At 46.3% G+C, this 12,531-nt stretch carries 12 protein-coding genes; 3 read left to right on the top strand and 9 right to left on the bottom strand.

Annotated features, from left to right (window positions below; translation table 11 throughout):
* Positions 1–4: 4 nt before the first annotated feature.
* From SB724_RS11740 to SB724_RS11715, 6 genes are all read right to left on the bottom strand, one after another.
* Positions 5–841 carry a sugar ABC transporter permease gene (locus SB724_RS11740; RefSeq protein WP_014418954.1) on the bottom strand — a complete coding sequence of 279 codons (837 nt, stop codon included), beginning with the start codon at positions 839–841 and terminating at the stop codon, positions 5–7.
* On the bottom strand, positions 842–2,152 hold the full coding sequence (locus tag SB724_RS11735; protein WP_410571216.1) for a carbohydrate ABC transporter permease: 1,311 nt from the start codon (positions 2,150–2,152) through the stop codon (positions 842–844).
* A gap of 39 nt (positions 2,153–2,191) precedes the next feature.
* Positions 2,192–3,448 carry an extracellular solute-binding protein gene (locus SB724_RS11730; RefSeq protein WP_410571214.1) on the bottom strand — a complete coding sequence of 419 codons (1,257 nt, stop codon included), beginning with the start codon at positions 3,446–3,448 and terminating at the stop codon, positions 2,192–2,194.
* 93 nt (positions 3,449–3,541) lie between these two features.
* On the bottom strand, positions 3,542–5,311 hold the full coding sequence (locus SB724_RS11725) for a glycoside hydrolase family 13 protein (protein ID WP_410571212.1): 1,770 nt from the start codon (positions 5,309–5,311) through the stop codon (positions 3,542–3,544).
* Positions 5,312–5,413: 102 nt separating this feature from the next.
* On the bottom strand, positions 5,414–6,364 hold the full coding sequence (locus SB724_RS11720) for a LacI family DNA-binding transcriptional regulator (RefSeq protein ID WP_014418958.1): 951 nt from the start codon (positions 6,362–6,364) through the stop codon (positions 5,414–5,416).
* Between the two features lie 169 nt (positions 6,365–6,533).
* Complete coding sequence (locus tag SB724_RS11715; protein ID WP_014418959.1) at positions 6,534–7,109, bottom strand: LOG family protein; 576 nt, start codon at positions 7,107–7,109, stop codon at positions 6,534–6,536.
* A gap of 115 nt (positions 7,110–7,224) precedes the next feature.
* On the opposite strand from SB724_RS11715, the gene SB724_RS11710 reads away from it, so the two are divergent.
* Positions 7,225–7,545 (top strand): MazG nucleotide pyrophosphohydrolase domain-containing protein, encoded by a 321-nt coding sequence (locus tag SB724_RS11710; protein WP_014418960.1) that lies wholly within the window; start codon positions 7,225–7,227, stop codon positions 7,543–7,545.
* A 43-nt stretch (positions 7,546–7,588) separates the two neighbouring features.
* Here SB724_RS11710 and SB724_RS11705 read toward each other — a convergent pair whose 3' ends face one another.
* Both SB724_RS11705 and SB724_RS11700 read right to left on the bottom strand, forming a co-directional pair.
* A complete protein-coding gene (locus SB724_RS11705) occupies positions 7,589–9,178 on the bottom strand; it encodes a SulP family inorganic anion transporter (protein WP_029325817.1) in 1,590 nt (529 codons plus the stop codon).
* A gap of 2 nt (positions 9,179–9,180) precedes the next feature.
* A complete protein-coding gene (locus SB724_RS11700) occupies positions 9,181–9,762 on the bottom strand; it encodes a beta-class carbonic anhydrase (RefSeq protein ID WP_003151503.1) in 582 nt (193 codons plus the stop codon).
* A 400-nt stretch (positions 9,763–10,162) separates the two neighbouring features.
* Between SB724_RS11700 and SB724_RS11695 the strand changes: the two genes are divergently transcribed.
* Positions 10,163–11,128: a 2-hydroxyacid dehydrogenase gene (locus SB724_RS11695; RefSeq protein WP_410571208.1), complete on the top strand. Its 966-nt coding sequence runs from the start codon at positions 10,163–10,165 to the stop codon at positions 11,126–11,128.
* Between the two features lie 202 nt (positions 11,129–11,330).
* Positions 11,331–11,720, top strand: coding sequence for a ribonuclease (locus SB724_RS11690; RefSeq protein ID WP_410571383.1), 390 nt, complete (start codon positions 11,331–11,333; stop codon positions 11,718–11,720).
* Between the two features lie 60 nt (positions 11,721–11,780).
* Here SB724_RS11690 and SB724_RS11685 read toward each other — a convergent pair whose 3' ends face one another.
* Positions 11,781–12,527, bottom strand: coding sequence for an arylamine N-acetyltransferase family protein (locus SB724_RS11685; protein WP_410571206.1), 747 nt, complete (start codon positions 12,525–12,527; stop codon positions 11,781–11,783).
* Positions 12,528–12,531: the final 4 nt, after the last annotated feature.

Here is a 12,531-nt window from a genome sequence, read left to right as displayed (position 1 = left end):
TGAACTACCCCTTTGTTCCGCCCGCCGCCAGCCCGGATACAAAGTTCTTTTGGAGAAAAAAGAACAAGATGCATATCGGCAGTGCGGCAAGTATAGCCCCCGCCGCAAACAGGGCGACTTTTTGCTGCTGCGGATTTGAAATGAACGACTGCAATCCTACTGCAATGGTCAGCCTTTCCGGGGAGCGAAGCAAAAACTTCGCCAGCAAATAGTCCCCGAACGGCGCCATAAACGCCCAAAGCGCTTGAACGGCAAGCATCGGCTTCACAAGCGGCAGCACAATGGAGGCAAATATCCTGAAGTGCCCCGCTCCATCCATCCGCGCAGCCTCATCAATTTCTCTCGGAACTGTATCAAAATAACCTTTCATCAGCCACGTGTTCATCGGAATTCCGCCGCCGATATAGATCGCTGTCAAAAACCAGTATTGATCAAGAGCGCCTATCAGCATGGCCAATACATAAAAAGCAGTCAGCGCTGCCATTGTGGGCACCATTTGAATGATTAAAAAGAAGACAAGACTCTTTTTTCGCCCCGCAAACCGATAGCGGCTGTACGTATACCCGGCAAGCGTTACAATCGTGACCTGCAATACCATGACTGACAGCGCGATAATCAGCGTATTGCTGTACCAATGAAGATAGAGCGTCTCTTCAAACAGCCGCTTAAAATGATCAAAAGTCCAGGAACCTGAGAAATCGAGCTGAAAAGCCGTCACATTTCCCGCACGGAAAGCGGAGGAAGCCGTAATCAGCAGCGGATATAAAATGACAATGCTTAAAACCAGCAAAAACAAATAGGTGCAGATTTTCGTAAGCATTCCGGCCGTTCTGGAACCCATCTACATCACCTCCTCATTACCGAAAGCATTTGACTTTTTAAAAGCAATCAGGGAAATTCCAATGACCACGAAAGAAATTAACAATGTCACGGCCGCTGCCACAGCATATTGCGGAGAAGTGCCGGTTGTCAGTTTATAGATCCAGGATATTAAAATATCGGTCGACCCGGCACCGGCTCCCGCGCTTCCCGGACCGCCTTCATTAAACAAATAAATGATCGAAAAATTATTAAAGTTAAATGTGTATTGTGTAATCATCACCGGTGCTGTCGCAAATAAAATCATCGGTAATGTAATATTGCGAAAGCGCTGCATAAAAGAAGCCCCGTCAATCTTTGCGGCTTCATACAATTCACCCGGAATCGACTGCAAGACCCCCGTTACCATGACATAAATATAAGGAAAGCCAAGCCAGGTCTGAATCATAATCAGAGCGGTCTTCGTCCAGAAAGCATCAGTCTTCCACGCGATCGCCGGCAGTTCCACAAACGGCAGGTGGTTTATTAATGGAATCACCTGAGTGTTCATCGCCCCTATACTGTCATTAAAAATATTGGAAAAGCTCATAATTGTGATAAAGGCCGGAACAGCCCATGGAAATAAGAAAATCATTCGGAATATCCGTCGGCCTTTAATAAAATCTTGATTTACGAAAAGTGCCGTCACGATCCCCAAAATGATTTGCAGCGTTGTTGCACAGATTGTCCATATCATGGTCCAGCCCAGCACATTCACAAATGTTTCCCGGTAAGAACCGACAAAAAAGATATTCAAGAAATTTTTAAAGCCGACCCAGTCAATCAGACTGTTAGGCGGTATATGATAAAAATCATAGTTTGTTAAAGCAACAAACAGAGTCACCAGAACAGGAAAAATAATCACAAACACCATCATGAGATATGCCGGCAGTGTAAATAAATAAGGAAACCCTTTATCTCCCGCATGGCGGATGATATCCTCGGCCGCTGTATTCACCTTCAAACCCGCCGCTTTCATAGCGGCGGTATGACGGAAATCATAAACTGAAAAGATATAGAACATGAGAAAAATCAACGTCAAGATCAATTGCAGCGTGCCTTCAATCAGCATAAACAATGAGTGATCTTCACCGGGAACACTTCCCAAGGTAACCAATCCGGTCAGCGCCTCAATACCGAAAACGCATAATTCAACAGCAAACAAACTTGTAATGACCAGAAATAAGATCCCCTTTGATATCTGCTGATTCGCAATCTGTCCAATTCCCGGAATGATCGATAAAAACCATGACGCCTTCCGTTTTTGGTGTAAAAGTGTACCATCTTTATTCATTTTTCGCCCTCTATTCTTACGGACACTTCCCCTCCGATTTTATTTCACATACTTTTCTTTGATGTTTTCTTTTATGACGTTTACCGCATCATCCGCCGATTTTTTTGCTGTTTTTTTCCCCGAAGCCGCATCAAACATTAAACTTTCAGCACCAGTCCATACCTCGGCCATTTCAGGAATATTCGGCGCAGGTGCCGCTGACTCATATTGTTTAATAACAGCTGACGCCAGCTCATTTTTTTGCTCCCCCGCTTTCTTCCTTGCGGCTGTGTTGGCCGGAACTTCATTTGTCTTCTCATAAAAAGCGAACGCATTGTCATTATTTGCAGCATACTCAAGCCATTTTTCAGCCAGCTCGGGTTCCTTTGTATATTTTGAAGCAACCCAGCCTTTGCCGCCCGCAAACGGAGCATATTCTTTTCCGTTTGGCAATGTCGGAATAGGAGCGGCGCCATAGTTCAGGCCGGCCTCTTGAAAATTGGCAGCCGACCAAGGCCCGCCGATGATTGCAGCCGCTTTCTTATCCAAAAACATTTGCTGAATAAAATCGTCTGCGCTTGAGTTATCCTGCATGCCTTTTGGCCAATACGTTTTAAACCATTTCTCCGCGTATTTCACCGCTTCTGCAGCCCCTTTATTGTTCAGGCCGATATCCCCGGGATCTGTGCCGTTTTTCCCGAATACATATCCGCCGTAACCGGACAGCAAACCGTACGACATATAAAAGTCAGTCCACTTTGCTAAAAATCCCGTTGACTTTCCTTTTTCAGAAGCAAATGAAAAGCGGGGATCCTCTGTTAATGTTTCAAGGTCTTTAAATGTTGCCGGCGCTTTTTTTATAAGATCTTTGTTGTAATACAGAACAAGCGTCTCAATCACCAGCGGCATTCCATACACCTTTCCGTTAACCGTTACCTGCTGCATCTCTTTATCTCCAAAACTTTTTGTATCAGCAGGTTTTAGATCAAGCAAATGACCTTGCTGCGCCAAACTGCCGATCCGGTCATATGCGGCAAGCATAACGTCAGGCGCATTGCCGGCAGGGCCGTCCAAAGGAAGCGCCTCCAGCTGATCGAACATTTGCTTTTCTGCAATGTTGATTGTGACGTGATTCTCTTTTTCAAACTCTCCTTTAATGCTTTCAATATATTTTTTATAGGTTTCTTCAACGGACACGGTCAGTACCTTTTTGCCGTCAGAGCCAGCCGATTCTTTTGAATTTGAACAGGCGCCGAGACAGAATGCCAAAACTGATGCCGTCAATAAAGCCAATCCCTTTTTGACGAACCCCGCCATATCTTTTCCCCCTTTTATTATGAATCTATTACAATTCTACTCCGTTAGAGAAAGCGGTTTCAAAGCCTTTCAGTCTGTTACCGATAACAGAATTCAGACAGGGGCGTCAGCACTCAAAATCAAAAATTCTCCCGGCTGAACAGCAATAGCGGCATCATGTTGAAGGATCTGATCCGTCCACGCATCGTAAACTATTCTGCTTCTCTCCATATTAAAATCTTGTAAACGGATTTCCCCGGCCCGATTCCCCTGATTAAAATAGAAAATCAATTGCCTGCCATTGAAAACCCTCGAAAAACTGATACAATCGTTTTGATCATCAAGCAGATGCCACTCAAGACTTCCGTACGTCAATAAAGCGTTTTCTTTTTTTCGTAAGGTGATTAAGCGTTTCATAAAGCTGAGCATTTCCCGGTTTTGCTTTTCCTTTTCCCAAATCATACACTTCCGGCATAATGGATCTCTCCCGCCGTCCAGACCGATTTCCGTTCCGTAGTAGATGCAGGGCGCCCCTGACTGGGCAAACATAAAGGCCAGCAGAGCGCGGGCTGTTTTCTCATCATTTCCGCACCTTGTCAGAAGACGTTCTGTATCATGGCTGTCCAGTAAATTAAACATCACCTCGTTGGCCTGCCGCATCCCATTCATCAAGTGCGCGTTTAATCGATAGGCCATGGATGAAGCAGTAATCTCCCGGTCAGCAAAATAAGCAATCATCGGCTCTGTGAAAGGATAATTCATCACGGCATGAAACTCATCTCCTCTGAGCCAAGGTTCCGATGAATGCCATATCTCACCCAAAATATAAAGATCGGGCTTCTCGGCCGTTACAGCCTGCCTGAATGCCTTCCAGAAAGCGTGATCCACTTCATTTGCCACATCTAAACGCCATCCGTCAATGTCAAATTCACGAATCCAGTACAAAGCAATCTCAAACAAATACCTCTGTACTTCCGGATTAGCCGTATTCAGCTTCGGCATATCAGGCGTAAACGCAAACCTGTCATAATTGTCTTCTTTCACAGGAAAAGAGTGAATATGGAACCAGTCTTTGTAGCGGGACCGGGCCCCGTGTTTTACAACATCCTGCCATTGCGGAGAAGCGCTGCCTATATGATTAAAAACAGCATCAAGCATAATTTTCATTCCCCGCTCATGAAGCCGGCTGACCAATGTCCGGAAAAGCTCCCGATCCCCAAAATGCGGATCGATGGAATAGTAATCCAGCGTGTCATATTTATGGTTGGATGGAGAGGAGAAGATCGGAGTTAAATAAATTCCGTTCACCCCTAATTCTTCTAAATAATCGAGCTTGTCAATAATCCCCTGCAAATCTCCGCCAAAAAAATCATTAACGTCCGGGTCCTTGCTCCCCCAAGGCAGTGCAGCTTCCGGTGACAGGTCTTCTCTTCCATTCGCAAAACGTTCCGGAAAAATTTGATACCAAACCGTTGATTTCGCCCATTCAGGCGCTTGAAATGTATCCGCCTCATGAACAAACGGAAGCTTAAAATAATAATGAATCGTTTCCAGCGTTTTTTTATTTACAGGACAGACCCCTGACGCTCCGAAAAAGATGTTTTCATGCTGGTCTGAGACAATAAATGCATATTGCAAACGCCTGAATGGCGGCGACACTTCAGCAAACCAATAATCATGGTTTTGGGTTGCGGCTGTTTTTCTCATTGGCTGCTCGGCTGCCGACCACCTGCCGCCGCTGTATTCATAAGGATCGCCCCAAACCAATCGAATCTGATCAGCATCACCTTTTTTCGTCCGGATTTTGATATGCACCGTCCGCCCGTCATATGAATAAGCATCAGCACTGAACGGCTGATGGTGTATTGCGGCATATTCCATCATGTTTCCCCCTTTTTTATAGGCTGGCTTATGCTTTGAAGGTAGCATGATGAAATCGGGAGAAGCAATCGTTTTTCTCTTGTTACCGATAACAGAATCAAGCTTTCACAAAGTTGATTCCCGCACAATTAACTCCGGTTCAAAAAACAAATGACCTTGAGCTGCGCCGCCTTCATTCATTTTTTTCAGCAGCATTTTCGCACAGGCCTCTCCCATTTCCACAACCGGCTGTCTGACCGTAGTCAGCCGCGGGGAGGAAATGCGGTCAAGAAAAACACCGTCATTTCCAGTAACGGCCACATCTTCGGGAATTCGTTTTCCGAGTGACTGCACCGCACGAATGACCCCGAGCGCGATTCGGTCGGTGGCGCAGACAAACGCGGCTTGCCGGCCGAGCGTTTTCAAAACTTCTCTTGCCAGACTTTCGCTTTTTTTTGAACTGTTAGCGATCCGAAACAGCTTCGTTTCTCTGCAGCTCTCTTTCATCGCCCGAATATACCCCTGTTCTCTTGAGCGTTCGAATGGCTCATCCAAATCAATGCCGAAAAAGACAACCTCACGCTCCCCCAGCCCCATGACATGGCGGGTTGCCATAAAAGTCCCTTTTTCGTTATTCACATCGACGAAATCATAGCCCATTTCATTTTCTCCAAATACGACTAACGGCTTTTCAAAAGCTTTGATGACAAATTCAAAATCGGCCTTTCTCAAGCCGGTGGCAATAATGCCGTCGCATTGCCCGATATTGAGTGAATTTCTTGTCACAAGCTGCAAAGCATAATGATGGCGATCCAGCTCCCGGCTGATTCCGGTCAGCAAGTTCATGTAATAGGGTTCGGTCGTATCCATTTCCTCAAGAATCAGCAATTTGACAACCTGTGTTCTGTTTTGCACAAGCGCTCTTGCCGCATAATTAGGGATGTAATTCAGCTCTTTCATTGCGGAATGAACGAGCTTTTTCAGTTCATCTGTTACCGTATCAGGGTGATTAATCACACGTGACACCGTCATTTTCGAAACATTCGCTCTCTTAGCCACATCTGACAACGTCGCCATTTTCCGTCTCCTTCCGCTTTTAGATAGTCAATCCGAATTAGTTAAATTATACTACGATGGTAATCTGGACATAAAAAAAAGATTTCCCTAAGGAAATCTCACATTGTCAAATACACTCGATTTTAATGAAGTCCGCCCGGCACTCACACACATGCCAGATGGCTCTTTTTTATATTTCCGTCCATTTTTTCTGAAGGATCGGGTACGAGTAATTGTTCATCTGCTCAATCAGCTCATCCGGGCGGGAGGAGCTGTGTATCAGCTTCAAATGAGACTCATTCGAAAATCCTTCCTGAATGCTGTACTTGACCATCTTCATCATCGGCTCAAAATACCCGTTCACATTGTACAGTCCGATCGGTTTTTGATGAATGCCGATTTGCGCCCAGCACAGCACTTCAAATAACTCTTCATATGTTCCGAAGCCGCCGGGCATGGCAATGTACCCGTCGGCAAGTTCACTCATTTTCGCTTTCCGCTCATGCATGCCGCTGACTTCAATCAGCTCCGTCAGATTCTGATGAACAACCTCTCCGCTGAACAGCCCGCTCGGCATGACGCCGACAGCTTTTCCGCCGCCTGCCATTAACGCATCCGCGACGGTTCCCATCAGACCGACCCGTGAGCCGCCGTAAACAAGGCCGATTCCCTGCTCCGCCATATATTCACCCAGTTCGGCCGCTTTGCGTTTGTACTCTTCATTTACCCCCGGGTTTGACCCCGCAAATACACAAATGGTTTTCATTTTTTCATCTCCATATCTATATATGTACATCAATAAATCAAAATACACTATATATTGTCCCATCTCTATATGATAATATCAATAAGAATCATACAGGACATAAGGAGTGTTTCACATGCAGATGGCTGAAGCAGAACGATGGACGAAAGATTTTTATGAAAAACGAGGATGGACGGCGTACGGGCCATTTATCAGAATCGGCTTTTTAATGGAAGAGGCGGGTGAGCTCGCCCGAGCGGTAAGAGCATATGAAATCGGCAGAGACCGGCCGGATGAAAAGGACGCGACACAGGCTGAACGCAGGCAGGAGCTGATTGAAGAAATGGGTGACGTCCTCGGAAATCTGGCCATCCTTGCCGATAAGTACGGAATCACGTTAGAAGATGCGATGAAAGCCCATCAGGAAAAACTGATCAAGCGCTTTGAAACCGAATAAAAACACGGCCTGTCCGCTTTTCATGGACAGGCCGTATCTGAATTTATCCCGTTATCTCGTCCTGATGCTCAAAGAAATGCTGTTTCCCGATTTTATGAAACAGCCCCGTCTTCCGGATCAGCTCTCTCGGCTGTGATTGCAATCCGACGATCATCAATCTCCCGTTATGCCGTTTGATCCGGTTCATCACGTTCCCCAGCACCGCTTCTGCGGAGGTATCCATGTAATGTACATTATTCATCAGCAGAATAAGCGTCTTCGGCTTTTCCTGAAGCCTCTCCAGCAGCGATGATTCCAGTGAATCAATTGAACCGAAAAACAGCGGCCCTTCAATGGAATATGTGCTGACGGATGAATCATTTTTAACCGATTTGACAGCGGCATGCGGTGTTTTGATGCTTGTTGATTCGCTCATTTTTCTGATAAAGAAAACAAAAGCGAGCACGAGACCGGCAGAAACGCCGATGATTAAATCAAACAGAACCGTCAGTAAAAAGGTTGCCGCCAGTACGAATGAATCAGTGTTTTTCAGCCGCATCATATTGGCGACTTCCCTCCGCTCACTCATGTTCCAAGCCACCACCATCAATACCGGTGCCATGCTTGCAAGCGGTACATGAACGGCAAGCGGGGCGAAGACGAGCAGTACGAGGAGGACGGTGACTCCGTGGACAACACCGGAAATCGGAGAAACTGCGCCGTTTTTAATATTTGTGGCGGTCCGCGCAATCGCTCCCGTTGCCGGTATGCCGCCGAAAAGCGGCGCTGCCATATTGGCGATGCCCTGCCCGACAAGCTCCCTATTGCTGTCATGCCGTGATCCTTTCATATTGTCCGCTACCATCGCCGATAATATGGACTCAAGTCCGCCGAGAAGCGCAATGATCAGAGCCGACGGAAACATCATGATCATGTTATCAATTGAGAAATCCGGAAGCTGGAAAGCCGGAAGCTGCCGCGGGATTTCCCCGTAAGCAGAACCGATTGTCGCCATTTTGTCAGGAAAAAACACGACCGCCGCGGCTGTAGAGACAAGCAGCGCCACAAGCGCGCCCGGAATCTTCGGCATCAGCCTGGCTGATAACAGCAAAATGGCCAAAGCAATTCCCGCGATGAGGATGCTGTACAAATTAAAGGTTCCGAGCTTCTTGCCGATTTCCGCAATGTTGAGGATAAAGCTTTCATGCTTTTGGATATCGCGCAGACCGAGAAAATGGGCAATCTGCTCCGAGAAAATCAGCACCGCAATTCCGGCCGTAAATCCGACGATCACCGGCTTCGGCACGAATTTCATAATCTTTCCGAGCTTAAATACGCCAAACAGGACGAGCATGACGCCTGCCATAAAACCGGCTACAAGTAAATTCTCAAAACCATACTGCATCACAATGGCAAATAAAATAGGAACAAACGCCCCCGTAGGCCCGCCGATCTGATATTTAGAGCCGCCCAACAGCGAAATTAGAATTCCGGCCACAATAACGGTGTAAAGCCCGTATTCCGGACCGACCCCCGAGGCGATGGCAAAGGCCATTCCCAATGGAATCGCTACAATTCCGACCACAATTCCCGCGATTAAGTCTTTCTGAAATTTCTGCAAATTGTATCCCTGATATCTGCCGGTAAATTGCATCGTCAGCTGCATCCTCCTTTGACTGTTTCATAACCGTCAACGACAACATCCAGCGTCCCCGTCCCCGGATCGATCACCAGCCCGTGCACCGGCACCTCTTCAGGCAAGAGCGGATGATGCCTGACCATATTCACACTGTGAGCCACGCTTTCTTCGACGCTGTGAAAACCGGTCAGCCATGTTTCCAAATCGACTCCCGCATGCTGCAGAAGGCTGAGACATTTGTCCTCCACGCCGCGCTCTTTTGCTTTATTTAATATGGAAGCCGCATTTAATCCCGACATTCCGCACTCGCGGTGACCTATGATGCAGACTTCCTCTGCCTGCAGTTCATAAACGGCAACCAAAATGCTCCGCATGACACTTCCAAATGGGTGAGAAACAATGGCTCCCGCGTTTTTTATGATTTTGGCATCGCCGTTTCTGAGTCCCATCGCCTGCGGCAGAAGCTCCGTCAGCCTTGTATCCATACAGGATACGATGACAAGCTTTTTTTTCGGGAATTTTGTCGTTTGGTAAGGTTCATATTTCCTTTCTTGGACAAACTGCTGGTTGTGCTCCAAAATGCTTGATAAAGAAACCATTTTTCTATTCATCTCCCATCCGATTGTATTGCAAGCCTTCTTACCCAGCTTACAGTAAGGAATTATAGCACAGAAAAAGGCCTCAAAAGCGCTTTCAAAAAAAGACACGATAATTTGACTGTAAATTCAGATTATGTTCATTTATATCTTTCAAAAATAATAAAATTTATCTTTACACCAACCTATAAAGCTTTTGAAAACAGCGGTTCCGCTCATTTTGCCTTCAGAAATATAGGCGGATTCTGTTATTGTTTGGAGAAATCAAGCATGTACATTTCTTTTTCTTTCATTTTAAGTTCAAAAGAACCAGAAATTTATCGTAATGCGTTTGAATATTTCTCACGTTACCGCTTCTCTTATATAATAAAATAGAGAAGAAAGACAAAGGAGGAGAAGCCCGTTGAAACCCTATGTATTCATCGCGAAACCGATACCGCCGGAAGTCGAACAAATGATAGGCGAGCATTGCCGATATGACATCTGGAAAGAAGATACCATTCCAAAAGAGGAACTGTACGAAAAAATGAAAGATGCTGAAGGGCTGCTGACATCCGGAACGGCGGTTGACAGTGATTTACTGGATCACGCGCCGAAGCTGAAAGTCGTCAGCAATAATTCAGTCGGCTATGATAATTTTAATATTGAAGAAATGAAAAGACGCGGGGTTGTCGGCACGCATACGCCGTACACCTTAGATGACACTGTCGCTGATCTGGCTTTTTCATTAATCCTGTCTTCCGCCAGACGGGTTGCCGAATTGGATCGATTCGTCCGCGCCGGCAAATGGGGAACCGTTGAGGAAGAATCTCTTTTCGGTATGGATGTCCACCATCAGACATTAGGAATTATCGGCATGGGCAGAATCGGTGAACAAGCTGCCAAACGGGCAAAATTCGGCTTCGATATGGACGTGCTGTATTATAACCGCAGCAGAAAACCGGATGCTGAGAAGGAACTCGGGGTTACATATGCCGACTTAGATACACTGCTGAAAACATCAGACTTTGTGCTTTTAATTACGCCGCTTACTGACGAAACGTATCATATGATGGGAGAGCGGGAATTTAAATTGATGAAAGATACGGCATGTTTCGTCAATATTTCCCGGGGAAAGACGGTTGATGAGAAAGCGCTCATCCGCGCATTGCAGGAGGGCTGGATAAAAGGCGCCGGTTTAGATGTGTTTGAAAAAGAGCCGATCACCGAAGACAATCCGCTCCTGCAGCTGGAAAACGTCACCTTGCTTCCGCATATCGGGTCAGCAACGGCAAAAATCCGCTTGAATATGTTCAAGCAAGCCGCACAAAACATGATTGACGCCGTATACGGAAAAACGCCGAAAAACCTCACGAAGGAATTTCAATGAGATGAAAAATCCCGGCCGTTAGCCGGGGTTTATTTTTCGCTAGATCAAAAGTTCTATTTTTAAATTCTTTCTATTCCTTTCTCTCGATGCTGATACAATGAAAAGGAATCAGCTTCACATGATAAAAATGGGAGGTATTGCTTTGAAAAAACGATTATCGTGGATTTCCGTTTGTTTGCTGGTGCTGTTCTCCGCGGCGGGGATGCTGTTTTCCACGGCTGCCAAGACGGATACATCTTCTCACAAGGCGCACACTGAAGCACAGGTTATCAACACGTTTGACGGGGTTGCGGATTATCTTCAGACCTATCATAAGCTTCCTGATAATTACATTACAAAGTCAGAAGCGCAGGCCCTCGGCTGGGTTGCATCAAAGGGGAATCTTGCAGACGTCGCTCCGGGGAAAAGCATCGGCGGAGACATCTTCTCAAACAGGGAAGGCAAACTCCCTGCCAAAAGCGGACGGACGTGGCGTGAAGCGGATATTAGCTATACATCAGGCTTCAGAAATTCAGACCGGATTCTTTACTCAAGCGACTGGCTGATTTATAAGACGACAGATCATTATAAAACCTTTACAAAAATGAGATAAACACATACAAAAAACGGCTTCCCTGCGGAGGCCGTTTTTTTTGCAGAGAACCTGCGAGCTTCATATAAAATGAGCAGTAAATTTTTCTTCAAACTCTGACCGGTCTATTCTGCTGTTTTCCGCCGTGCCATCGTGTTTTTTTATTGTTATATTGCGTTCAGACAGAACCATGTGCCCTTCCGGTGTCCGCTTAGAAGCAAGCAGGCGTTTGTTGAAAGGAGAGCGTTCATGTTCAAAGATTGTTTGTTTCATAGACTTGAGGTCCTTTTCATCGATTTCTTCAAGCGAAAATGCGTAACCTGTCTGCCAGCCGTCCCCTTTGTTCATTTCAAGCAGGAATGTTCCGAATTCCGTCTCTTCTATCTTCACGCGGAACGCTCCGGCCGCTGATACCGTCTCGTCTCCCGACATCGGCACAGGCTGCATGGCGAGATTGAGGCCGAAGCCTGCATCAGCGATGTACTCATTCCCTCCGGCGGAAAGAAGTACGGCCGCATGTGTGCCGGGCAGCGCCCAGCCGTTTTTCCAGACCGTTCCGCGGATCAATTTGACATCCAATCCGGCATCTTTCAGGATGAAATAAAGCAGTCCGTTCAAGTCATAGCAAAGGCCGCCATGAGGTTCCTTCACCATGTGCCGCCACAGTCCTTCTTTCGTGACGTCATATTCTTTTTTGGACAAAACCGCGCGATTTTCAAACGGAAACCGATACGCGAGCGCCTTTAAAAACTCCGGCAGGTTGCTGAAATCGAGGGAATCCTTTTCCCAGCCTATCGTTTGATAACAATCTTTCAGAAACTCATTCATCGTT

The sequence above is a fragment of the Bacillus sp. SIMBA_031 genome (assembly GCF_046535225.1).
Taxonomy (GTDB): domain Bacteria; phylum Bacillota; class Bacilli; order Bacillales; family Bacillaceae; genus Bacillus; species Bacillus velezensis.
The sequence above is the reverse complement of the archived record's forward strand: the minus strand, read 5'-3'. Positions and strand labels throughout refer to the sequence as shown.